The following is a 24,824-nucleotide window of genomic DNA, read 5'->3' as shown; positions in this document are numbered from 1 at the left end:
TCATAGTTCGTTGTATTTTTTAGCCGTCCCTTTAGCTTTATCGACAGGATACTTAGCGTTATTTGATTTTATTTTATCAAGAATAATCTGATTTACATCAAGATTGTACTTTTCGGCAAGCAGCAAGGCATAAGAAAAAACATCAGCCAATTCTTCTTTTATCTTATCCAAATTTGCATCCTCCGCCTTTTTCCAAAGAAATAACTCCAATAGTTCGGCTGCCTCTATATTGAGTGCAAGTGCCAAATCTTTTGGATTGTGAAACTGTGCCCAGTCTCGCTCGTCTCTGAATTTTATTAATGCTGCTGTGATCTCTTCCGTCATAAGGCTAATGGATGCTAATTTAGGAATATGTTCCTAAAGTAATTGCATTGATTGAAAAGAATTACAACCAATAAATTCGATTTTCCTCCCGCCAGTTATTTTTAAAAATGGGGATAGCATAATGTTTGTATCAGCAAGCAAAAGTCAATTTTATTTTGGAATGACCTAACAACTACTAATAGTCTATCAGAGCACCAACAATACTCAATTAAAGTTCAATTCCTTTCGTCATTTCTAAGAGCATATCAATTTTTTCAAGAAAGATTTTACGCATACGCCCATCTGAAATTGCTTCATAAGCTTCAGCTTTACTCCAATCGCTATACGGCTGTTCCATAAAATTGTACCAAGGCCACCAACCATTATTTCGTTTTTCAGTATTTGGCAATTTTTTCAATTTTTCCTGCAACTCGATTGGAATTTCTATTGGGCGGCTCCAATTGTCTGTTCCATTAATGGTAAGACCAAAAATCAAATTATGGTTTTTAGCCCAAAATTGAAAACCTATTCTAACATATTTCCATTCTTCTTTTCCCAAATAAATACCAGTATAGTTTTTTCCAAAATCGATGTTGTAATCACATACTATTCCTTTATCTCTTAAAACGGCAATCATCTCTTCGCCGAAATCACTTACCATCTCTTTGATAGCGTGGTTTAAATTGCCAGCTATTGCAAAAGCCGCCTTAAAATTAGTTTTTGTTAGTGCAGTTAATTCCTGTTCCATATTATGGTTAGTAGTTTGATTGGTTAGATATTTAATAAGGTTAATATAATGACTAATTGCCTCCCGAACTATCGGAATAATAGCAACTTCTTTTCTACATGCCTCTAGCCAATTAATTACGTTTTCTTTATAAGAAATACATTTAAAATCTTCATCTTCCTTGAGGCCTTTTCGGCTTTTGTCCGATGGCATTCCCCCTTCCAAAGTAAGGTAAAATAAGTCTGAATGTGTTGCATGCCTGTGATAGCGGGCTAACTGTCCATCCTGGTCTCCGGCGTAAATCTTATTTTCAATAGTGATGAAATTATTAGATTTATCTTTGATATAAATATCAATTCTTCCCCCCCTCAGGATCATCATAATTAACCGTACCTATATATTTCTCTACAACTACCTCAGCACTCTGCGTGTCGAATTGCCTACCTTTATAGCAAAACATATCTATAAACAATTTTAAGAAAATATCCTTTTGTCCATGACTGCCTTTAGGATTCAGTAGTTCAGCTAAAAATGCTGAATGCATTCTTACTTCAGATGATTCGAGTTTGAGTATTCTAAAAACGTTAAAGTTGTCACCAGTTAATTCATTTACTTTTTCGTAACGGGCAAAGAGGTTATTAACTTGGCTAAGCAAGTTTTGAAAGGGAGCGTTGTTCATAAATGGAAAGCGTTATATATATTAGCAGCGAATTTAGAAATAAGCGGTTATTGTACAATACTACTTATTGCAATCAAAAATATTAAATTTAAATAATCGATTTTTACGGGTTCCCGTACACCATATAACTAACCGAATTAAAGTTCATAACTACTCAATCATCCACTCGAAATTTATTCATTCACTCTCTCATTTGATCATTCAATCATTCTCTTTCCCCCATCTCCCAACTCAATCCCATTTCTTCCGCCTCAACCGTTATAGCCGCTTCCTTCAATGGCTCAATAAACTCCACTTCTACCCCATCCTTTAAATGCATACACTTTAAAATCTGGCAGGCAAAATACCTGCGGTCTTCTTTGCGGTGTCCATCACGCAGATAGGAAATCCCAAGTGCTACAAAAACAGCCCTTTCGCCTTCCATTTCGATGGGTATAGCCACTTTAGCTCCTGGAAATTCTGCCAGATCGAGTGATACTTTAAGATCATTCACTTTTAAAATTTCGTAATGGCCGGTTTTTAAATCGAGGTTAAATACGATTACCTGTAACATAAAAGCATCAGATCGGTGCATGGCTTTCACAAAATGCCCGGCTGCGAGTTTCGGTACCCGCAAACCTATAAGATTATTGTCCTGCAAGGTAATTTTAGGCATTTGCAGCAGCAGGCTGCCCAGGCTGGTATAGGCATTAAATTCAAAACCTTCCATAAGTTTAAGATTGCCATCGGAGATTTTCTTATGGCCTGCATGGGCAGCAGGAATACCTTTAAAAACGGCATGCATTCTTTTCGTTAAGCGGGTGGTGAGATCGCCGGTGCCATAATCTTTTACCATGGCTGCAAAGGCTTTACGGATATAAGCCGCATTTCTACTGGCCTCGCCAAAGTCTTTAGCGCTTTTTTTACTGTTTTCAGAAAGTTGATGCGTAAGCGCTTTGCTTCTCACAACGTCTTTTTTATCCCTTCGGTAAAAAATAAAATCTCCCACTTGTCCGGAAAATCTAACAATCCCATTTAATGTAGCCATAATTCTGTATATTTGGTTTAATCCAGGGATTGATCAATCCAATATACCCATTTTCCATTTATTTCCAGCAAACCAATCCGTATCAAGTCCGACTCAAGTCCGTGTGCAGTCCGTGTTTCGGCTATGCCTGCCTGCACCCTGCTTCTACCATGCTTCAGGTCTGCTCCCACCATGCTTCGCTATTGGGAAACGTAAACCCAAGCAAATATCCTGCTTTGGGACAGCAATAGGCTAGGAAGATGGTATAGCTGAGGGAATAAATTGCTATAGCCTACCCGAACAAGATACAAATCTGTCAGGTTATCTTCACAGATGAATGATGGAAGAGAGGCTCCACATCATCACGCATAACGCCTGTCAACACTCACGCCATTGGCAACAGCTCCCGGTCGGCTTAAAATATCTGGACTAAATTGCCGTTCCGATCAAGTTGTACAAAAGAATCTACACTGCGCTCTTTATTCAATTTTTGGTATCCGGTATGAATGATCACTTCCACGAAATCCCGGGCACTTCATGGAGTGTAAAGGTCAATATGTTCATGATAGGCACCATGATCTCGGCCGTAATAGTGCGGTAACCAACACTACTTACCATGAAAGACTATTTCCCTGCTTTCAACTAATAGTTAAAAATACCTGATGAAATAAGTAGAAATCTTCAGGTTCTGTTTATGAGTTCCAAGTAACGCCTATTTACTTGTTCGTTTTTTGAGACAAATACTTATTATCTTCTCATAGATAAGTAGCTAGACGCTTCCTTTTTTTCATCTGTAGAATTGAAAGCCTTTTTTTTGACATTTTTATATTGATGGTAATAGTACCAAAAATTTAGAAGTGTAGCACCTGATAAGAAAAAAACATAATAATTTTTTTCAGTACATATTATTATAATTGATATGATAAACAACAGGGAATTCAATATCATAAAAAGCAACTTCATAATGGCTCTATTTTTTAGGCTGCGATGAGTTAATATTTTGATTTTAATTTGTAAACATTCAGATACCTAATTTTAGAATTATTTATTCTTTCTGAGCCAAATTAAGGCTTTTTTGATTTTTAAATCATTATTCAGGTTTTCGAAGTCATCACCATTAAGAACTTTGTAATCTGGTATTAGATACTTAGGATAAATTTTTCCATTACGATCTGCTGCATAATCTACAGCTAAATTGAGGCCTGAATACTCATTTAATTTAAAGCCTAAATTACTCGTCGTGTAACCGCCACTTTGTTCGCCAATAATAACCGACTTCCTTCGGCCAATGAAAGAGATGGCGGTCATTTCACCCGAACTTGCAGTATTCCCACTAATTAGAAGCGCCACAGGTATATCTTTTTTAATTGGATAGCCGCTATATTTTATTGGTGAAACCTTAACTGAATCAACATAAAAGCTGCCATTTTTAATAATCCACGCTCCATCAGGCTCGTTAGTGGAGGTGAGGAATCCACCAACTTTCCCTTCTCCAATTAAATCGCTTAAACCCGCGATCATGGGATACATGTTGCCTCCGGTATTTACTCTCAGATCAATAACCCACCCTTTGATATCCTGGTTATTGATTTTGGATATGGCATTTTTAATTTCTTTAGCAATGCTATCCATTTGCTTCCCTCTGAAATCGGTATTTCCAGGAATTAAAATGTAGGCAATATCTTTAGTAATATTTTCTGCATGAACAGATTGATACTTTTTTGTAGCAGTGGCTATAGTGTTGTTTACAGGGTTAACTGCCTTTTTATTCCAACTATAGGTTTTGCCTCTAAATTTTAAACTACCGTGATGATCATCAATTTGCTCGAATATATAGGGATACAGATGTAAAATATCTTCATAACGATTTGCTCCAACTGCTTTTGAATACACATTTGAACGTAAATCATTCCAGTTTATTTTAGTATTCAGAGAATGCTTTCTAATTATATTCAAGCTGCTATCTAAGTAAGCTCTTACGCTATCGGCCATCAATGATTTTTCATTCTGAGCTTTTGCTATCCATGGTGTGAATAGTATAATTACTATTAAAATTCGTTTCATAAAATTGTGACGAAAATTAGTCATTTGAGGTTGCATTCATTTATTTTTCCAAATGCGATTTGTTTTCTTAAGGATTTGCGTAGAGATTCGATTTTTGAGACAACATATCTAAAATGGGAAGCTGTTTTTCTATCGAAATCTGTTCAAGTTATAATATTTTATTTTTATAGCGCAGTTGGCAACAATGCGCCTTTGATATTTGACTGATTAGCGATCAGCCTGGTTCCTCTGTACGTTACTTTTCGCTTTCTGATTATCAGCAGGTCTACATTAATATCAAAATAAAATATCTTTTATATGCTTTCAAGAGCCTAAAACCATGTTTTTTCGTTATTCTTCATTTTGTTAACCTCATCTACAAGCTGACCAGAGGTTTGTCCTAAACTATCAATTACACTTTGCATTTGAGTGATTGCTTCAGCTTTCTTACCGTTTTTGTACAGGAGCCTTGTATTTATTACCTTGTACCGAATAGGGTCAGTTCCCTTAGATGCCATCGAGAGTTTAGACCAGCTTTCCGCTTTTTGCAGTTGACTGCTATCATTACTGAATTGAAATAGAACTTCAGTATAATCGGAGAGTTCATCAGGATTTAGTTGATTAGGTTTTTTTTCCAGGTATTCCGACACAACCTCAGCATATTTCGTCCAATCTTCAGCCCATTGGTAATATAATGTTTTAGAAAACCTGTTTACTTCTTCTAACCTATCAGGGAACTTATTTTTCACAAGATTACTTACCGTTTGCCAATCTACACTTTTATTTAAATCGCCTTGATAATCAATCATACCTCCGCCATAATTTTTTATAACTGCATTAGTCTTTAACATCGGGAAAACCGTTTCATTGAATATTAAGCGATTTACGGTTTTTCTTGAAAACCCTTTACCTATCACTGAATCAATTGCTTCGGAATGTTTCTGCAAAGTTTCGAATCCAAAATCTGTTGTACTTTGCGTCCCATAGAATATGTAAATAATATTCTGCTTCGTAAGAAGATTAGTTTGGCTCTTGAGATAAGAATTTATAAAGGTTGGCAGAGATTTCATGTCAGACGAATTAATTCCTGCTTTAATTAAAGTTGCAAGAAAAGCTGTATCTCTTTTTCCATTGACAAATTGATCCTTTAAAGTCGGATACTGAGTCTTTGTGTCAAGCGCTAGTTTAGTGTTTTCTAAAAATGAGGTAGGATCATAATTTGCCCCGACTATTTTATAAACTAACTCGCCATTGGGATTAAAATAAAGGTAAGTTGGATATGCTAATATTTTAAAATTATCCTTGATTTTTTTCGCATCATTATACCATTCCTTGATACGCTTATTGTCTGTACTTTTTCTATCGAATTGGATGGCTACGTTAATAAAGTTTTTATTGTAAAAGTCCCCGATTTCTTGTTTTGAGAAGATTTTTGCAGACATTTCTTTACATGGGACACACCATGTAGCATAAGCATCAATAAATATGTAACTATTTTCTTTTTTAGCTTTAGCTTTAATTTGTTCCCAGTTCAATGTTTCCTCAAATTTAATACCTTGTTGGGCCCAAGCATGTATTGAGGATAAAATGGCAATTACAATTAATAATCTTTTCATCATCTTTTCCATTTTAATATGAAGCTAAGAATCATATTCCAAGCGGTATTGGTTTTATTCAACTAATAAACAACTAAAGTTCATAGCGCAATAGTTTCCTGGACCGCATTCGCTGCATGTAACAACGCTGGCACTTGATCGACAGTATAAGCTGGTGCCAAGTTTTTTCTTCCGCCGCTTCCAGTTAGGACATCTTCATTTCGCCTCTTCTTCACTAAACTTTGATTGTCTCTAAAGTTCTGTTTTTGAGTTCTAAGTAACGCATATTTATTCCTTCGTTTAGGGAAAAAATGTTTCGTTATGGACTAATAAAAATCCATAGAGTTTTTCAGGTGCATAAAAATTGAAGACAGTTAGAATACGCATATCATTCTTTTGTACTTAGGACTTCACCTCTACGAATTTCTATACTCGTGTATCCATCGTCAAAAGTGGTGGGTGTTGATTCCCATCCTGTTATGTTGGCTTTGTAAACATTAAAATGTAAATGTGGTACTGAAGTAAAGCCAGTCGCCCCAGCCAGCCCTATTGCTTGTCCCTTTTTAACGTATTCACCGAGTTCTACAAATGCACCATTTTGAAGTAAATGTACATACTGAGAAAATAGATTAGCATCAGGATGGTAGAGCGTGATATAGTTTGCGTAATCATAATACTTGATGTTATTGCCGCCAATATTGTTATGCTTAACTATCCCTATTACATAGCCACTTGCTGCTGCACATACTGTATCTTTGATGCTTAAATTAAAATCAATCGCATATTTAGATGAAATCGAATTATGTGAAAATTTACCAAGGTTACCCTGTAAAACTTTGTATGACCTGTTCTTAGGAAAGGGTAATGCCATGGGCTTCAATGACACCACTCTTGATGGGTCTCCAAAAAACACTTTGAATATTAATGATGGCTTATGCTCTATTTCCCTAACAGTTATCATTGTATCTTGCTTGGCTGCCAGTAATATAACCCTATTGTTAAACCTAGAGTCAACAATGGAATCTCCAGATGTTACCATTACCCTAATAGGAGTTTGAAAAGGATTTAATATCGATAATGATAGTATCGAATTATTATAATCGTATTTTATTGGCACTTTCAGATTTGAAACGTTTTGGGCATGCAACGTTTTAACCCATAAAAGAATACAAAATGAGACTATATATTTTTTCATTTCAAACCATTTAAAAAGACTTAAAGCTTGATTGGTAAAAATGAATAAAAATATTCGGTTTCCGAAAATAGCTTGAAGTGTAGAATTAAGTGAAATATAAGCAGCAGACCAACATACAATTATCTGGTGCATTTACTTTCAGATGCGTATTGTTAACAGCGGGGTAAGTTTTGAGTTAATGTCTAAGTTTATTTTAAATGTAATAATATAGATGATAAGATTTTTTATTTGTCTTTTTTTCTACTGGTTAACCAACTCATCACTTCGGTAAACGAATGATTTATACTCATAATCTCCCCTGATCTGTTGAGCACAAAATAGGTAGGGTAACTACTGATATTATAGTCATTCGTTATGGTAAGTGGTTTTATCTGTAAATAGTTACCCCATTTATAAGTATTACTTTTGAGATAATTTTTCCATCTTTGTAAATCTGAATCAATAGAGATGCTAATAAGCTCAGCATTCATTTTCTTAAGCTCACCAATGTTTTTTGCTATTTCTTTATGGTCTTTTAAGCAAGGAATACAAGTTAAAAACCAAAAATCTAAAACAATAAACGCTGAATTATTGGAGCCAATTTTTATTTTTTGATTCTTTTGATTATAAAATGAATATTTAGATAGGTTGACAATGTTTTGTGTTAATAAGCTTTGCAATCGATCCATAACTCCCGGATATAAGAAAAACCATTTAAACTTATCTCCTTGTTTTTGTAATAGTGGCTTAAGCTTCAAAAGTTCAATTTTAGAATTCTGGTTTATATTCAGAAATAAATCACCATATAGAAGTGATAATGGACTATCAACATTCTTATTAACGGATTCGAGTAACATTTGATTTAGCCCAACGGTATCTCTCTGTTGTAAAAGCACTTTATAAACCTTTTTAAAATTTACAAGTTCATTATATGAAGCAGAATGTAGAACAGTATCTATCGTTAGCTTTGCACTATCAAGATGTGCAATTATCTTTGGATTACCGGGATTGAGCCATATTTGTTCACGTAATGTCTTTGTTCCAATCATATATCGAATATTATAGCAGTCAATATTTGATTTAGCAAATGAAATCATTAATGAATCTTTATATTCTAGTTCGTAAAATTCTTTTTGACTCAAATCAAAAACTTCGACTCGATCAATTTTTAATTTGAATGGATTTTTTGTGATGATTTGAATGCTTGTTTGAGCTTTTACAAAACCACAAATAAGTACTAATGTGATGAGAGGGGTTAATTTCATATAGATGTAAATCCTGGGTTTAAATCAAATTATTTTCAAAGCTTTATGAAAGTAGTAAAATTTGTAGCACCTCATGAAGTTAATATTCCCACTAATTGGCTTTTTACTACTCTTACGTTTTTTAAGACAAAATTTCAACATAGAATCTTCGGCCTATCAAAAATCCACGTTGCACCACTGGATAACACCGCCGGCGTGTCGTCTATCCTCCTGACTTTACTCTGCTTTGTTCTGAAGTAGAACTATTCGATCTGTCCCTGTTTGCCTTAATGGTATTGCTACCAAAGTGATAGGTGAATGTTATCCTGAAAATTCTGCTTTCCTGCTTCTGATTAAGCTGATAATCCTGAGCAGGAATTGCACTTTTAATCTTGATTTGCCTTTGATCAAAAAGATCGTTTATACCAAGTTTGATATTAGCTCTTTCGCTTGCGAATGATTTGTTGACTCCTAAATCCAGACCATAGATAGGCTTTGCTATATAGGTTCCATATACTTGACTAGAAGTATAATTTGCAGACAATTCTGCATTTACAGTTGAACTAAATTTGAATGTGTGAATTGTGCTGAGTTCGAGGGTGGTTTTTTCGCTCTTAAATGGCATACCCATTAACTCGGGGCTAGCAAAACAGCTATTATAAAGTGTAACGTTATTATTCGTGGTCCACCAACCTGTTAAGGTGATGGGTCTGCTAATAGTTGCACTAAATGTACGTCTATAGGCTAAATTTTGCTCATATAGCAAAATAGTCTTTTTAACCGTGTCTGTTAATAATGTTGTAGTGATTACATCTTTGGTTTTTATATACCCAAATGAAATGTTCATTTTTTTATGGTTATAATTAATTTCAAACGAATTGGCATATTGCGGTTTTATTGCAGGGTTTCCCTGAGATAGCGTGTATAAATCTACATAGTAAACAAAAGGATTAAGAGACTGATAATCTGGCCAATCTATCCTCCGGCTATAAGAAATGCTAATTACTTTATTTTTGGATAAAGTTTGATTGATTGATAAGCTAGGAAAAAAGTCTATGTAATTACGCACCACCTTTTCTTGAAGGGTTATAGATTTTCCTTCTGTATGCGTAAGTTCTGTACGCAATCCAATCTGAAGACTAGTGGAGTTAAAATCTTTATGTAAGTTAACATAAGCAGCGTTAACATTTTCCTTATAGAAAAACCTATTACTCTGGCTTTCATTATTTACCCACGTCTCACCTACCCGTTGTTCGGATCGGAAATCATTATCAGTATTTACATCACTACTTTTAATACCTGCTTCAACTTTCATTTTATTGGCTAGTGGGAGAACGTAATCTAACTTTCCTGTTAAAATCTTTATTTTAGAAGGCGTTATGTTTCGAAATATAAAGGGTAACCTGAAAGAAAGTCCTACTGCATCGTAAAAGTCATTGTTGTAATATGCATTTTCCGTATTACGCACCTGAGAAAAGTCGAGGTCGACATTTAACTCTTGTCCTGCAGTGTCTAATACAGATTTATAATTAAGATTATAGCTTTGACTTTTATATTGACCTATAAATGAGTTTTGTCCAATGACAGTAGAATCTATTTTTCCTGGCTGACTGCCAATGATTGTGTTAAGTTTATTTGTTCCATCATAATTATTTACATAGCCATTTGTTATAAATCCAATTGTATTGTTATCATTGATAAAATAATCGATGCCGGCTTTGTAACTATTGTTCTTTCTTGAAGATACGCCTTTTGCTATTTGATCAAAAAGCGTTATATCATTGGTAGCCTTAGTACTTCGCATGAGGAATAAGTTTTCATATTGTTTGTTGTTGGCGTAATTGTAATTGCCAAAGACGTTGAAGGCTCTACTTCGATGATTGAGTATTATACCTGCATCGGACTTATAATATTTTCCTATTCCACCACCAAAGGTTAAGGTTCCGTTGGTCCCAAAGCTGGTGTTCTTTTTTAATATAATGTTAACGATACCTCCTGTACCAGTGGCATCATATTTTGCAGATGGATTCGAAATGATTTCAATCGTTTGGATGGTATTTCCGGATGTAGTACGAAGGAGATTTGCGAGTTGAACCGGTGACAAATGCGTCAACTTCCCGTCAATCATGATACTAACACTGGGTTTACCTCTTAAGCTCACATTACCTACATTATCTAAGGCAACTCCGGGAACCCTGGATAGAATCTCCATTGCAGTACTTCCTGCTGCTAGTGGGCTTGCAGAAACATTAATGATTAATTTACCATCCCTGCTTTCAATAGGTGGCTTTTTAGCCTTGATATCAACCGTATTCAGCTGTTTTATGATCGTCTTTAGGAAAACTTCACCGAGATTGATATTTAGACGGCCAGTATCCAATGTAAAAGCACATGAAATATTCTTTTCATACCCTATTAGTTCAATCTCAGTATAATATGTTCCAAAGGGTATTTTAGAAAATAGAAAGATACCACTTTCATCTGTTTGAGCAGATTCAACCAAAGTGGAGTCTTTAGCCAGATGTAAGTTCACCAAAAGATACGGTAGGAGCACTTTATCTTCATCAAGCACTTTGCCCTTAATAGACGATTGTTTTGCCTCAACTTGTGCTTGAATATTATCGTGAATTAATAAAAAAGATATAATGATTAATAGATACTTAGTAAAGTTTGGCATCATATATTTGAGGGCTACTTTCAAATATAAGACGTTCAACAATCCTTAATTGGTATTTAACATTGTTTAACGTAACGATCAAGGGGTTTGAGATAGGTAATTCCGTAAATATTCCTCCGGAATTGATAAATAATTATATATATTTATTAGACTCCAATGCACTCAATACAGCGAAATGCTTTGAAGGGGTTAAGTCTAGCGTAAAACATCAATCATTCGTTCCATTAAATTTTGAAATTAAGATAAACGCAGTTTCGCATTCTGCTCTTAGCCGAATTGTTGGTTAAACATGATAAAATAACTCAAAATTCAAATGCCACACCATTTATAGTAGGAGATGCCTCAAAGCACATTTCGAAGATAGGAATTAAACGCCCACAGGTCAGGAAATTTGCCAAGAGCATGCAACTAGGTGAACAAGGAATTTCAAATGGTGAAAATAATTAGTGAAATTATACTGAGGCGCCCTCAATTTTTCCTAATGTTTCAAAGTAAAAAACTAACCGCTTAATTCCTGCTAGTGGTTGTTTTTGAACAAACTTTTTTTTGATGGGAAATGTTGCCTTAGAAAAAAGCTTACTATGGAAAAAATTCAAACTAAGGGCTATGGTGCAAGCGGTTCGCTAATTGGCGGCAAAACACTTGAGCTGATGTCTTTTGAAAGAGATCAACCCAAAGACGATGAAGTGCTGATTGAGGTTTTGTATTGTGGTGTTTGCCATTCAGATTTGCATCAGGTAAACAATGACTGGAAGAACACAATCTACCCTTGTGTACCAGGCCATGAGATTATTGGCAAGGTTACCGCAGCAGGCGCCGCGGTAACGCGATTCCAAAAGGGCGACATTGTTGGGGTTGGATGTATGATAGACTCTTGCAAAACCTGTGCCCCTTGCAAAGAAGGAGAAGAGCAATTTTGCGAAGGACCTCATGGCCAAACCATGACTTATAATGGTTACTGGAAACCAGATCCGGACTTTAACACCTTTGGCGGTTATGCCACCAATCTTGTTGCCCAAGAAAAGTTTGTCATGAACATTCCTACCAATCTGGATATTAAATCAGCTGCCCCCATCTTATGTGCAGGAGTAACCACCTATTCTCCGCTAAAACATTTTGGAGTGACAAGCGGTCATAAAGTTGGTATCATTGGTATAGGTGGCTTGGGTCACATTGCAATCAAAATAGCTAAGGCAATGGGCGCATCAGTTACCGCCATAACCACTAAAGAAGAAAAGCGGTCAGCAGCAATTGAATTAGGTGCAGACGAGGTAATCGTTTCTGAAAATAAAGATGAAATGGAGCGTGCAGCGGCAAAATTTGATTTTCTCTTGGCAACTATCCCATATGCATTTGACGTTAATGATTATGTGCCATTACTCAGACGTAGGGGTGCATTTGTTACGGTTGGTCTTCTTGGCCCTTACAAGCAAGCCACAAACAATATGGAAGTCGCAAAACTCAGCACCACAATTGGCGGCTCGCTGATTGGCGGTACAGTCGAAACCCAGGAGGTATTGGATTTCTGCGCCAAACACGGAATTAGTCCAGAAGTGCAAATGATCAACATTGAAGAGATCAATGACGCTTTCGATCAGGTAAAGAATGAAGAAGTTCGTTTCCGTTATGTAATTGATATGACGTCGTTAAAAACGGCTTAAGTTATTCAATTGAAAAGGAATCAGGTTAGCAGTTCACTGCTAACCTTCAACTGGTTGTCCGAAAAATGTTGAGAATAACGAATGCGAATACTACAAATGGAGATATTTAGTTCGTTGTCTGACAAGTCTTTCTTTTATTACTGCTTGGGAAGGATAGTTTTCAGCTTTGCTGAAGGCTATGGCACCTCCAGATCTGTTGCGGTCTAATTCAAACTTCACATGAAAAGAGTATGTATTTATCCGAAAGATGTTAGTATTTTAACTGGCAAGAGTTTAGCCCAGGTGCAAAGGGTACTCCGAAATCTTCGATTGATATTGAGCAAGCGTAAAGATCAATACATTACGTTTGAAGAGTATGCAGATTATTCCGGCATTGATGTTTCATTAATCCGGAAAATATGCCTTGCAGTACCGCTGCTGGCGACACTCACTTGCTAGAAAGCAATAACCCGCCCCACATCCCCGGGTTTTGTTTTTTTTGTCAACAAATAAAAAACATCGTAAAAACATCCTGCTCACAAATATTAATTTTTCATTGCTATCCTATGGCAGTCCTATCCTAGTCATAAGGCATGATGATTGCATTTTAAGGCATGTTTAAATTTGTAGCTCCTGTAGTGCATTTGCTTATCAGGTGGAACTATTGGATCTTGTTAAACTAATTCCCGCGTAAAAGAGAAGATTGCCGCTACAGCTGAAAAAGCTTCCTTCGCAATGACGCCCATAAAAAAGGCACACTGCTCTGGCATAGGAGATAACTTAATTAACCACCCCCGCCCCTCCTTGAAAATAAGGAGGGGAGTTTGCCCCTCAAATGTGCTAATCCTCCCCCTGCCCCCTCCAGAGGGGGATAGCGACCGCATTAAATTTCCATATCCTCACAGATATTTTCGACAGAAGTAAAACAGATTTGTGATAACATTGGAACAATTGGATGCCCCCGAAAAGAGATTGCCGCTACAACTGAAAAAGCTTCCTTCGCAATGACGGCCCTGAAAAAGGCACCCTGCTCCTCGGCATAGGAGATGATGGAGAGGGAAAAACGTTGAAGCTTATGCAAAAACTTTCGAACCACCACTATCCAAGGCAACGCGTCCTTTCCGATTCTTCATCGGAACTTGTGTTGCCGAAATTAAAGCTTTAACGATTTTACCCGACATTAGATCCAAGCCTTGATCTTTTGCTACTTTTCCATCAAGGGAAAAGTAGGAGGCCCGCCGCCGATGAGGCGTAGAAAAAATCTAGTTAAGAGGATAACGTTATAGCTTACTCAACCACCCCCGCCCCTCCTTGAAAATAAGGAGGGGAGTTGGCCCCTCAATTAGTATAATCCTCCCCCTGCCCCCTACAGAGGAAGGATAGCGAGTGCTCCAGGATATCAACTAAAAAGGCTATTAAAGAAAACTTAGATACAGTCCTACTATTATTCCGGTTTAGTCCAGAACAAATCAGGGTTATTGGTTTTATAATTAACGAACCTCACCCCTGAATTCTTACCCGTAAATTCTGATTTTTGAGGGCTTTGAACAATTCCATCCAGGGGCAATAACTCAACATAAGTTACAGTTTTACCGGCTTTTGAAGTTTCGAAATTATATTCACTGTTTAATGGTGTTTGTAGACGATACAGATTTTTCGCCATATAATACTGAAGATAATATTCTTTAGTTTGCAGCGTAGAACGGTTCCAGTTGGCATCCGCATTGAGTACCAATGGTTGTCCCTTGATTAATCGTTCCCTAACCTCTTGTACATCTAACAACGCACCTTTTTCGTCCATTACATAAGCATCAAAAGTGGGATCTATCCATATCCATTTCTTCAGATCTTTACTATAAACCATATTGATGACATGGCAATCATCAAATTTGGTTTCTTTAGGCATACAGGTAATATGGCGTGAAGCAATACCTAATGATAAATAACATTCGTTTAGTATCGTTGCTAACATCCTGCAATTAACGCCACGATTTTCTTCCCGGCAAACTTTAATCAGGTCGATAGCATTTTGAAGGGATGGATTGTTGCTACTCCCATCGTGTCTCACTAAATTATGAACCCAGTGCAATAAGTTAAAAACTTTAGAGAGCTCATTTCCTTTGCCGGCGATGGAATCCAGTTTTAAGTCTTTCCTGATTTTAACCAGATTAGGATCTTCCATAGATTGATAAGAGAATTTCGGGACCTCCCGGTTATCTTTGTAATTATATTTCTCGGCCTTGCGAAGGGTATCCAGATAAGCAATTGGTCTTCGGCTTGGCGCTTTCGCGTCATATTTGATTTGCGTTCTGGCTGTATCTTTTCCATTGACGAGAATAATAAAATTATACTCCCCAACCTTCGGGTCAATTTTGAAAGAAATGGATTCTTTATCCGTGAAGAAGGTTACTTTCTTTGCCGAGGTGTTGTAAACATCAAGCTTTTCGGCTGGAACAATAGTCCATGCATTTTGCCTTATCGGATCATTATCATCCTTAATATTAACGCTCAAAGCGCTCGCTTTGATTACTGGAATTTTGTGGTTTTGTGCAGATGCCATTCCTATCGAAAGCGATAAGAAAAAGGCGGTGAAGAGGCTAAGTTTCATGTGTTGATAAAATTGAATTTGGTCTGGTTTAATTACATGACGCTATAATCCGAAAATGGTTGCAAAACTTACTTTTTTTTCTAAAAATATTTTTTTTGAACATTACTCCTATTATGATATTCAATTTATTACCAGGCCGCTTAAAAAAGAAGGAAGTTTTTCATCAAATAAGATAATCCTTCCCCTGCCCCCTCCAGAGGGGGATAGCAACCGTCTTAAATTTCCGTATCCTCACAAATATTTTCGACAGAAATAGAACAAATTATGATCAAAACTGGAACAATCGTATGCCGCTCGTAAAAGAGAAGATTGCCGCTACAGCTGAAAAGCTTGCCTCACAATGACGCCCATAAAAAAGGCTCCCTACTCCCCGGCATAGGAGATAACTCAATCAACCACCCCCCGCCCCTCCTTGAAGATAAGGAGGGGAGTTTGCCCCTCAAATGTGCTAATCCTCCCCCTGCCCCCTCCAGAGGGGGATAGCGACCGCATTAAATTTCCATATCCTCACAGATATTTTCGACAGAAATAAAACAGATTTGTGATAACATTGGAACAATTGGATGCCCCCGAAAAGAGATTGCCGCTACAACTGAAAAAGCTTCCTTCGCAATGACGGCCCTGAAAAAGGCGCCCTGCCCAACCACCCCCGCCCCTCCTTGAAAATAAGGAGGGGAGTTTCCCCTCCTGTCTTAGAACCTGGTTCAAAAAATTAGCTTCCTGTTTCTCCATTGCGTCGAGATGACGGTGCGACACCTGCAAACACGATTAATTCCATCCCCCACCCAATGCATGATAAATATTCACCACAGCATTTAATTGCTGTTTTTTGGTTTCAATCAGTTCGAGTTTCGATTGCAAAGCATCACGCTGTGTCATTAAAACCTCGAAATAATCTGCCCTGGCTGCACGAAATAAATCATTTGAAATATCGATCGACTGCGTTAAAGCGGCTACCTGTTTCGATTTAAGATCATAACTTTTCTGTAGATTACTAATGTTCGACAATTGATTTGCCACATCAATATAACCATTCAAAATACTGCGTTCATAATTGTAAACGGCCTGCAACTGTTTCGCATTTGCCGCAGCATAAGAAGCTTTGATCGCATTGCGGTTAATCAGTGGTCCGGCTAAATCTGCAGCCAGGGAATACATGATCGACTCAGGTGTTCGAAGTAAATAAGATGGATTGAAAGCCTGGTAGCCAATGTTTGCTGAAATCCCTAAGGAAGGATAAAATTGTGCTTTTGCTACCTTCACATCCAGTTTCGAAGCGGCTAGATCGAGTTCTGCCTGTTTAATATCCGGGCGATTGGCCAATAATTGTGCGGGCAGGCCGGTCTGAACCGTTGGTGGAACCAGGTTATTAAAGGCATTGCGATCACGAATGATTGGCTGAGGGAAACGACCCAGTAAAAAATTGATCTTGTTCTCCGTTTCCGTGATGTTTTGTTGAATATCAAATTCCAGACTTTTAGAACTTAAAACCTCCGCTTCAAATTTACGGACTGCCAATTCTGTGACACGGGTAGCCTGTTTCTGAATTTTCATCAGCTCCAATGCATTGCTTTGTAAAGCGATATTCTGTTTTACAATTTCCAGCTGGTTATCCTGCGCCAGCAGCTCGTAATAAGAATTGGCAATTTCTGCAATCAGATTGGTGACCACAAAGTTCTTACCTTCAACGGTGGAAAGATAATGGGTCACTGCGGCTTGCCTGGCATTGCGAAGTTTATGCCAGATATCGGCCTCCCAGTTCGCCTGTAAGCCAAAAGCATAATCTGGCAGCACATCAGGAACACCTTTTCCAGGCGTAATTTCGGTTGAAGCATCACCGGCCCCTGCACTGGTATAGCGGCCTACCTTTTCGATGCCTGCACCTACGCGGTAACCAACTGTGGGTAAAAGTTCACCCTTCCTGGCTTTGATTTCATTTTTAGCAAGCTCGATTTCCTGTAAAGTGATGTTGAGTTCCTGATTGTTTTTTAACGCCGTATCAATCAAACTGATCAGATGAGGATCGGTAAAAAAGCTACGCCATTGCACAGCACCAGTATTGGTGGTGTCGGCAGTCTGGCCAAAACTTGCAGGAACATTCTTATTTTCATTTCGTTGGGCAAATTCAGGCACTTTGCAGGCACTATATAAAGCGCACAGCATCGCCAAACCCACAATTTTATATCGATTAAACTTAAACATTGTCTTCTACTTCTTCAGTTAATGGATGTTCTTCTTCTATTTTGATGAGTTTGTGTTTGGCAGCGATGGTACCAAAGATGTAGTACAACCCGGGAATGATCACCACGCCGAATATCGTTCCAAAAAGCATACCGCCCGCTGCAGCCGAACCAATGGTTCTGTTGCCGATTTTCCCTGGACCAGAAGCAATCATTAAAGGAATTAAACCTGCAATGAAAGCAAATGAGGTCATTAAAATCGGACGGAAACGCACCATCGCCCCTTCCATGGCAGATTTAACGATGCTTAAACCCTGGCTATGCCGCTGCGCAGCAAACTCTACAATCAGCACGGCATTTTTACCCAGTAAACCAATCAGCATCACCATTGCTACCTGTGCATAAATGTTGTTTTCCAGACCCAGAATTTTCAGGAATAGAAAGGCCCCAAAAATCCCTGCAGGTAATGATAGAATAACCGAAAGCGGCAAAATAAAGCTTTCATATTGTGCGGCCAGCACCAGGTAAACAAATCCCAGACAAATCAAAAAGATATATATCGCACCATTTCCCCTGGATACCTGATCTTTGGAAATACCTGCCCAATCAATTCCGAAACCTCTCGGCAAGGTCTTCGCCGCAACTTCCGTAATGGCATTGATGGCTTCGCCCGAACTATAGCCCGGAGCACTTTGTCCGCTGATTTCCGAAGCGTTATACATGTTATGCCTCGTAATTTCTGATAAACCGTAAACCCGCTGCATTTTGATGAATGCCGAAAACGGCACCATTTCATCCCGGTCATTTTTAACCGAAAGTTTTAAAATATCTTCCGGCAATGCCCTGTATTGTGGTAAAGCCTGAACAATCACTTTATACTGTCGATCGTACTTGATAAAGCTGGTTTCGTAATTGCTACCCACAAAGGTGGAAAGCGTGTTCATCGCATTATCAATACTTACGCCTTTTTGCTGGGCAATGTCATTGTCAACATTAAGCATATATTGCGGAAAACTGGCACTGTAAAAGGTAAATACTGATGATAACTCCTTGCGTTTGTTCAGCGCTTTCACAAAATCATTACCCACTGTTTCCATTTTTTTGTAATCGCCACTGCCCGCTTTATCGAGTAAGCGAAGTTCGAAACCGCCGGCCGCACCATAACCCGGAACCGCTGGTGGCTGGAAAAATTCGATGGTTGCCCCAGGAATATTCTTTGATTTCTCTTCCAGCTCTTCAATAATCTCGGCAGCCGAATGTTTACGCTCGCTCCAATCTTTTAAGTTGATCAAACAAGTACCGGAGTTAGAGCCTGTACCTTCAGTAAGAATTTCATAACCTGCTAATGAAGAAACAGATTTTACACCATCAATGTCTTCACACATTTTTTGCAGCTTCTCTGCAATCTGATCCGTACGCTCCAAAGTTGATCCCGGAGGGGTTTGAATAATGGCATAAACCATCCCCTGATCTTCATTGGGGATAAAACCTGAAGGAACGCTGCTGCTAAGGCCCCATACACCTAAACAAAACGCAATCAGGATCCCAAAAGTGAATAGTCGTCTGGTCACCACACGGGTTAATACCCATTCATATTTACCCGAAAGCTTGGCAAAACCACGGTTGAAACTATCCAGGAATCGATCGATGACGGATTTCTTTTGATGTGAACCATGATGATTTTTAAGCATGATGGCACAAAGGGCTGGTGTAAGCGTTAAAGCCACAATGCCAGAAAGGATAATTGCCGTGGCCATGGTGATGGAAAACTGGCGATAGAAAATGCCTACCGGACCTGACATAAACGCCACCGGAATAAATACCGAAGCCATTAAAAAAGTAATCGCAATGATGGCTCCACCAATTTCTTTCATCGCCTGTTGCGTGGCTTTTAGAACCGACAAACGCCTGTCGAGTTCCATTTTAGCATGTACCGCCTCAATCACCACAATCGCATCATCCACCACAACACCAATGGCCAGTACGAGGGCAAACAGGGTAATTAAGTTCAGCGTAATCCCGAAGAACTGCATGAATACAAAAGTACCAATCAGTGAAACCGGAACAGCAATGGCTGGAATAAGCGTGGAACGCCAGTCGCCAAGAAACAAAAACACCACTAAACCCACCAGAATAAAAGCTTCAACAAGGGTATGGATAACCTTTTCTATAGATGCATCAAGGAATTTAGAAACGTCATAACTGATTTCATAATCCAATCCCTTTGGAAAGGAAGTAGATTTAATTTCAGCCATTTTAGCTTTCACGTCTTTAATCACCTGACTGGCATTACTGCCGTAAGATTGCTTCAATACAATAGCTGCTGAAGCTTTTCCATTAAGGGTAGAATAAAGATTGTAAGCCGCAGCACTAAAATCTACATCGGCTACATCTTTTAACCGAAGAAGTTCGCCCGCAGCATTGGCCCGCAGCACAATATTGCCATATTGTTCCTTAGTATTGTAGCGGCCAGAATATTTTAAAACATATTCAAAAGCCTGCGATCTTTTACCCGAACTTTCGCCTGTTTTTCCTGGGGAGGCTTCCAAACTTTGCTCATCCAGGGCTTTCATCACTTCATCAACCGAGATTTTATAAGCCTGCATGCGATCAGGTTTCAGCCAGATGCGCATCGCATAATCACGGTCGCCCAGGATATCAGCAAAACCAACCCCATCTACCCTTTTCAACTCTGATAATAAATTGATATCAGCGTAGTTATAGAGGAAATTCTGGTTCATCTTCGGATCCTTGCTATACAAATTAATATACATCAGCATGCTCGATTCTTCACGTGTAATTTTAACACCCTCACGAACCACAAGTGGTGGAAGTTTATTGGTTACAGCCGCTACCCTGTTCTGAACATTCAGGGAAGCCTGATTGGGATCGGTACCCAAATTAAATACCACCTGGATGGAGGCTTCACCATCGTTACCGGCATCCGAAGCAATGTATTTCATTCCCGGTACGCCGTTTAGTGCCCGCTCCAGAGGAATGACCACCGATTTAATTAACAATTCGTTGTTTGCGCCCGGATACTCGGCCGTAATATTAACCTTAGGCGGCGAAATGGAAGGAAATTGTGTTACCGGAAGGAAGTTGATGGCTAATACTCCGAGAAAAACAATTATAAGCGATATCACTATAGAAAGGACGGGCCTTTGTATAAACTTGCTAAACATAATATAAATATGAAGGTGCTGGGATTATTCTGTTTTCAGTCTCAATTGTTTCATTACTTCCTGTGGCTGCTGAAACTTGAAAGCAATTTTATCATCATCTTTCACTTTCTGTACACCTTCAAGTAATATCTTATCACCAGTGCTGAGACCATCACCTACGATATATAAATCTGGCAGGTCGCCAACAATGGTGATCGCCCTGGAATGCACTTTATGGTTTTTGTCAATCACGAAAACATAAGTTTTATCCTGAATATCGTAAGTGGCTTTCTGCGGAATAACCATCGCATTTTTCAAGGGAACAACCATTTGGATTTTACCGGTTTCACCATTGCGAAGCAGATTATCGGCATTGTTAAATCTTGCCCTGAAAGCGATGTTTCCCGTTTCGTTGTCAAACTCACTTTCAATAACCTCCACTTTCCCCTTCGTTTTAAGCAATTCGTTGTTCGCCAGAAGCAAACCCACTTCCTGTTGTCCTTTGGCTTTCGCAGCGCTTTGGTAATTCAAATACTCAGGCTCCGAAACGTTGAAGTAAGCAAAAACCTGGCTGTTATCAGAAAGACTGGTGAGTAATGCGCCATCATCAACTAAACTGCCCAACTTTAAAGGAATACGGTCGATGGTGCCCGCAAACGGCGCCCTGATTTCGGTATTGGAAAGATGGAATTTAGCTAGCGAAGTTTCGGCATTAGAAGACTGCAGTTTAGCCTTGGCCAGCGCCAGTTCATTTTTAGATACGATGTTTTTATCAGATAGCAATTTCGTATTCTCCAATTCTATTTCGGCCGACTTTTTCTCTGCCTGTGCTTTCAACAATTCTGATTGTGCGGCTTTAGGCATAATTTTAAACAACAACTGGCCTGCCTTTACCTGCTGACCTTCATCAACATAAATATTTTGAAGATAACCTTTCTCCTGTGCCCTTACTTCAATGTTCCGTACAGATTTAATCTGTGAAACGTATTCTTTGGTAAATGAGGTATCCATCATTAACGGAGCAGTTGCAGCATAGGTAGCCACTTCTTCCTTTTCTTCTTTTTCTTGAGTACACCCGCTTGCGAAGAGCAACGCAAATAGGCCAAAATACACGATAGTCGTTTTCATCGTTTTTTACTGGGATTTTTTATCTGATTGATTGACGTTTCAGAATTTAAAAGAAGAGCAGGTATTCAATCGAATGTTTTTGATCGAAGGCTGTCTGCCACCTTTTAATTCTTATGCGAAATAACCATCGAATTATGAAGTTATAATGAAGTTGGCTTTTAGCCAGATCACAAACCTTTCATTTCTCCCAATAAATAGAATTTTAGCCGGTAGCAATACCGGCTGATCGCAGAACAGATGATAGTGAAGAGACCTTGCTTCGCCCTTTGCAATCTACGGAAACTGAATTACAGTAATGCTGCGCTCCAAACTTGGGTAGGAAAAAAGCAGCGGTAAAGTGGTGGGCAAATTTTAGAAGTTTTAGCCTTACCCAACAGCTGAATATATGTTGTTAGATCGAAAATTAATCCATTTTATACCGAACAAGCCGCACCAATCAATGCAATATGATTCTGCCAAACATGTTTCACATGCGCCAGGTGCCCATATTTATTTAAATGATGGGCACCTGAATTAATGATATTTTGTAAAAGTTTATCGAAATGTGGCTGATTAGCTAATAATCAGATTATAAAACCGGATAATGGTTAAGGATTTAATAATAAAACAAAATCCCCAAACATATCCAAATGTAACAGGTCTCTATATCCTGAAAGAGTTATTTAAAAAGCACAACAAGATCCATAGGCTGAATAGTTACTGACTTAAGCGTTTTTTTCGAAAACACATCCTTATAACTTCCACTCTTCAAAATTGCACTTTTGTATTGCACAGGCTTTTCTGACCTGTTTATAAGTACAAGTACCTCTTCATTATTGTATTTACGACTAAATGCGTAAAACCTTTGTATATCATTTTTTTCAATTGTGGTATAGTCTCCAAGTTGTAATGATTTATAGGTTTTGCGTAATCCCATAAACTTTTGGTACCAGTTAAATAGATCCTTATTAAATGCAACCTGGTCTGCCTCATGCCTGGTCTGGTCCGGATTATAGGTTTCAGGATCGTATCTTTTATCTTCCCAAATCATAGGCTTGCGGCAGTCAGGATCATTGCCTCCCCAAATCCCTGCCTCATCACCATAAAAAATCATAGGCGATCCCAAATACAGCATCTGAAAAGCAGCAATAAGCTTTTGTTTCTGTATCTGACTCGCAGTAGGCTTGCGAGCGTTATAGTCCTTGTTATTGCTTTTCTGGCTCCAGTTAAAGTACTTTCCCCAATCGCCGAATTTCAAACCATCGGGATTTGCAACCGCACTTGCTAATCGGGTAGCGTCATGGCTGTTCATCAGATTCTGCATATTTAGTGCAACATCATTTCCGAATGCCTCACGCAACTCCTTTAAACGAGCATCAAATGCAGTTACGGTAGATCCGGTTTTGTCCTGGATAAAAAAGTCATGCATAATAAATGCAAAATTATAGTTCATGGTTGCATCGAACTCATCGCCCTCCAGGTAGGGTTTAGTTTCATTTATTGGATACACCAACTCTGCAGTCATGTAAGCGGTTGGGTTGATGCTGCGCACCCATTTTCTCCAGTCTTTCCAAAAGGGATGACCCACGTCATAAGCCACATCCAGGCGCCATCCATCAATTCCATCTTTTGTTCCCTTATCCATAGGGTTCATCCAGCGCTTAGTGGCATTAAAAATATATTGTTTGGGGCCGGCTACAATACCATGATTATCTTCTTTAAATTCTGGCAGTGTCTTAACCCCAAACCAGCCGTTATAATCAAAAGTGGTACCCTTAGCGGCATCATTCCAGCTTTTTATAGAGAACCAATCAGCGTATGGCGAAGCTTGCTGATTTTTCTCCACATCGCGGAAGGCAAAACTTTTTACGCCCATGTGGTTAAAAACACCATCAAAAATAATGCGCATGTTGCGTGAATGAACTTCTCTAATAAGCTTTAAGGCCAGAAGATCAGCTTTTGTCCAAACCCAGGTTTTTACATCAAGTGGATTTTCCTTTTCCATTAAGGCTATATCGCCCTTAGGGTCAGGCCCAAAGGTGGGATCGACATGATGGTAACACAAGGCATCATATTTATGAGAGGATGGAGACCAAAAAATTGGCGTCATGTAAATGGCATCAATACCTAAAGACTTGATGTAATCTAATTTATTGATTACGCCCTGCAAGTCTCCACCATAACGGCGACGTTGCAGGTTATAGTAAATATCCTTACCGTTTTGCTGCTCATAAGGCTGCAACTGGTACCAATCGCTTGTCCAGCTATGAATTTGAAAAGGTGATGTCGTATTAAAAGGGTAAGCACCGTCCTGGTCTTCAGCTTTAGGATCGTTTGTAGGATCGCCATTATTAAAGCGTTCAGGAAAAATCTGGTACCATACAATCCCCTTGCTCCACTCCGGCGTAAAACTCTTTTGGGCCATAGAAGTGACCGAGATTAATAATAGTCCCGCCAAAAAGAATGATCTGAAAATATACTGCATAAAAATGATGATATATTGAATAAGTAAAATGATCTGGTGAAGCGGCATCTAAAGCGCAATGATAAGGAAAAATACTTGAACAGATCATCATGCGCAGATCATGATCTTTGATAAAGCAAAATTTTGCAAGATTGTTTAATTGCTTCAACCTAAGAACTCCTGATCATTAATGGAGATCTTCTATCAAACGAT

General features: G+C 38.5%; 16 protein-coding genes. 2 read left to right on the top strand and 14 right to left on the bottom strand.

The window, feature by feature from the left end; genetic code table 11:
* From EA772_RS13625 to EA772_RS13585, 9 genes are all read right to left on the bottom strand, one after another.
* Window positions 1-324 (bottom strand): nucleotide pyrophosphohydrolase, encoded by a 324-nt coding sequence (locus tag EA772_RS13625; RefSeq protein ID WP_124913685.1) that lies wholly within the window; start codon window positions 322-324, stop codon window positions 1-3.
* A gap of 208 nt (window positions 325-532) precedes the next feature.
* Window positions 533-1,408 carry a PD-(D/E)XK nuclease family protein gene (locus tag EA772_RS13620; protein WP_256370024.1) on the bottom strand — a complete coding sequence of 292 codons (876 nt, stop codon included), beginning with the start codon at window positions 1,406-1,408 and terminating at the stop codon, window positions 533-535.
* Window positions 1,383-1,709, bottom strand: coding sequence for a PD-(D/E)XK nuclease family protein (locus EA772_RS22375; protein ID WP_124913683.1), 327 nt, complete (start codon window positions 1,707-1,709; stop codon window positions 1,383-1,385). The genes EA772_RS13620 and EA772_RS22375 overlap by 26 nt, the downstream gene beginning before the upstream one ends.
* 205 nt (window positions 1,710-1,914) lie before the next feature.
* Window positions 1,915-2,736, bottom strand: coding sequence for a hypothetical protein (locus tag EA772_RS13610; protein ID WP_124913682.1), 822 nt, complete (start codon window positions 2,734-2,736; stop codon window positions 1,915-1,917).
* Between the two features lie 1,020 nt (window positions 2,737-3,756).
* On the bottom strand, window positions 3,757-4,779 hold the full coding sequence (locus EA772_RS13605) for a S41 family peptidase (RefSeq protein WP_168187547.1): 1,023 nt from the start codon (window positions 4,777-4,779) through the stop codon (window positions 3,757-3,759).
* A 311-nt stretch (window positions 4,780-5,090) separates the two neighbouring features.
* Entirely contained in the window at window positions 5,091-6,377 is a 1,287-nt protein-coding gene (locus EA772_RS13600; protein WP_168187546.1) for a thioredoxin fold domain-containing protein, read from the bottom strand.
* 364 nt (window positions 6,378-6,741) lie between these two features.
* Window positions 6,742-7,548 (bottom strand): M23 family metallopeptidase, encoded by an 807-nt coding sequence (locus tag EA772_RS13595; protein ID WP_168187545.1) that lies wholly within the window; start codon window positions 7,546-7,548, stop codon window positions 6,742-6,744.
* 224 nt (window positions 7,549-7,772) lie between these two features.
* Window positions 7,773-8,792: a thioredoxin family protein gene (locus EA772_RS13590; protein ID WP_124913678.1), complete on the bottom strand. Its 1,020-nt coding sequence runs from the start codon at window positions 8,790-8,792 to the stop codon at window positions 7,773-7,775.
* Window positions 8,793-8,994: 202 nt separating this feature from the next.
* Window positions 8,995-11,451, bottom strand: coding sequence for an outer membrane beta-barrel protein (locus EA772_RS13585; protein ID WP_124913677.1), 2,457 nt, complete (start codon window positions 11,449-11,451; stop codon window positions 8,995-8,997).
* A gap of 578 nt (window positions 11,452-12,029) precedes the next feature.
* On the opposite strand from EA772_RS13585, the gene EA772_RS13580 reads away from it, so the two are divergent.
* A complete protein-coding gene (locus EA772_RS13580; protein ID WP_124913676.1) occupies window positions 12,030-13,109 on the top strand; it encodes an NAD(P)-dependent alcohol dehydrogenase in 1,080 nt (359 codons plus the stop codon).
* 219 nt (window positions 13,110-13,328) lie between these two features.
* Window positions 13,329-13,547: a hypothetical protein gene (locus EA772_RS13575; protein WP_124913675.1), complete on the top strand. Its 219-nt coding sequence runs from the start codon at window positions 13,329-13,331 to the stop codon at window positions 13,545-13,547.
* A gap of 985 nt (window positions 13,548-14,532) precedes the next feature.
* On the opposite strand, the gene EA772_RS13565 is transcribed toward EA772_RS13575, so the two are convergent.
* The 5 genes from EA772_RS13565 to EA772_RS13545 form a co-directional block, all read right to left on the bottom strand.
* Window positions 14,533-15,696, bottom strand: coding sequence for a transglutaminase-like domain-containing protein (locus tag EA772_RS13565; protein ID WP_124913674.1), 1,164 nt, complete (start codon window positions 15,694-15,696; stop codon window positions 14,533-14,535).
* A gap of 768 nt (window positions 15,697-16,464) precedes the next feature.
* Window positions 16,465-17,898, bottom strand: a complete 1,434-nt coding sequence (locus EA772_RS13560; protein WP_124913673.1) for a TolC family protein — start codon at window positions 17,896-17,898, stop codon at window positions 16,465-16,467.
* Window positions 17,891-21,061 (bottom strand): efflux RND transporter permease subunit, encoded by a 3,171-nt coding sequence (locus tag EA772_RS13555; RefSeq protein ID WP_124913672.1) that lies wholly within the window; start codon window positions 21,059-21,061, stop codon window positions 17,891-17,893. Before EA772_RS13555 ends, EA772_RS13560 begins: the two co-directional genes overlap by 8 nt.
* Before the next feature lie 24 nt (window positions 21,062-21,085).
* Window positions 21,086-22,168 (bottom strand): efflux RND transporter periplasmic adaptor subunit, encoded by a 1,083-nt coding sequence (locus tag EA772_RS13550; RefSeq protein WP_124913671.1) that lies wholly within the window; start codon window positions 22,166-22,168, stop codon window positions 21,086-21,088.
* A gap of 658 nt (window positions 22,169-22,826) precedes the next feature.
* Window positions 22,827-24,572 carry a glycoside hydrolase family 13 protein gene (locus tag EA772_RS13545; protein WP_124915038.1) on the bottom strand — a complete coding sequence of 582 codons (1,746 nt, stop codon included), beginning with the start codon at window positions 24,570-24,572 and terminating at the stop codon, window positions 22,827-22,829.
* Window positions 24,573-24,824 lie beyond the last annotated feature (252 nt).

It is taken from the genome of Pedobacter sp. G11, from assembly GCF_003860265.1.
Lineage (GTDB): Bacteria > Bacteroidota > Bacteroidia > Sphingobacteriales > Sphingobacteriaceae > Pedobacter > Pedobacter agri.
Note: the sequence above shows the minus strand (reverse complement) of the source record. Positions and strands in the feature narration are given on the sequence as shown.

Bases quoted from the DNA above. Each gene is read 5' to 3' on its own strand.
- EA772_RS13625 (WP_124913685.1), bottom strand. From the start codon at position 324: ATGACGGAAGAGATCACAGCAGCATTAATAAAATTCAGAGACGAGCGA.
- EA772_RS13620 (WP_256370024.1), bottom strand. From the start codon at position 1,408: ATGATCCTGAGGGGGGGAAGAATTGATATTTATATCAAAGATAAATCT.
- EA772_RS22375 (WP_124913683.1), bottom strand. From the start codon at position 1,709: ATGAACAACGCTCCCTTTCAAAACTTGCTTAGCCAAGTTAATAACCTC.
- EA772_RS13610 (WP_124913682.1), bottom strand. From the start codon at position 2,736: ATGGCTACATTAAATGGGATTGTTAGATTTTCCGGACAAGTGGGAGAT.
- EA772_RS13605 (WP_168187547.1), bottom strand. From the start codon at position 4,779: ATGAAACGAATTTTAATAGTAATTATACTATTCACACCATGGATAGCA.
- EA772_RS13600 (WP_168187546.1), bottom strand. From the start codon at position 6,377: ATGATGAAAAGATTATTAATTGTAATTGCCATTTTATCCTCAATACAT.
- EA772_RS13595 (WP_168187545.1), bottom strand. From the start codon at position 7,548: ATGAAAAAATATATAGTCTCATTTTGTATTCTTTTATGGGTTAAAACG.
- EA772_RS13590 (WP_124913678.1), bottom strand. From the start codon at position 8,792: ATGAAATTAACCCCTCTCATCACATTAGTACTTATTTGTGGTTTTGTA.
- EA772_RS13585 (WP_124913677.1), bottom strand. From the start codon at position 11,451: ATGATGCCAAACTTTACTAAGTATCTATTAATCATTATATCTTTTTTA.
- EA772_RS13580 (WP_124913676.1), top strand. From the start codon at position 12,030: ATGGAAAAAATTCAAACTAAGGGCTATGGTGCAAGCGGTTCGCTAATT.
- EA772_RS13575 (WP_124913675.1), top strand. From the start codon at position 13,329: ATGAAAAGAGTATGTATTTATCCGAAAGATGTTAGTATTTTAACTGGC.
- EA772_RS13565 (WP_124913674.1), bottom strand. From the start codon at position 15,696: ATGAAACTTAGCCTCTTCACCGCCTTTTTCTTATCGCTTTCGATAGGA.
- EA772_RS13560 (WP_124913673.1), bottom strand. From the start codon at position 17,898: ATGTTTAAGTTTAATCGATATAAAATTGTGGGTTTGGCGATGCTGTGC.
- EA772_RS13555 (WP_124913672.1), bottom strand. From the start codon at position 21,061: ATGTTTAGCAAGTTTATACAAAGGCCCGTCCTTTCTATAGTGATATCG.
- EA772_RS13550 (WP_124913671.1), bottom strand. From the start codon at position 22,168: ATGAAAACGACTATCGTGTATTTTGGCCTATTTGCGTTGCTCTTCGCA.
- EA772_RS13545 (WP_124915038.1), bottom strand. From the start codon at position 24,572: ATGGCCCAAAAGAGTTTTACGCCGGAGTGGAGCAAGGGGATTGTATGG.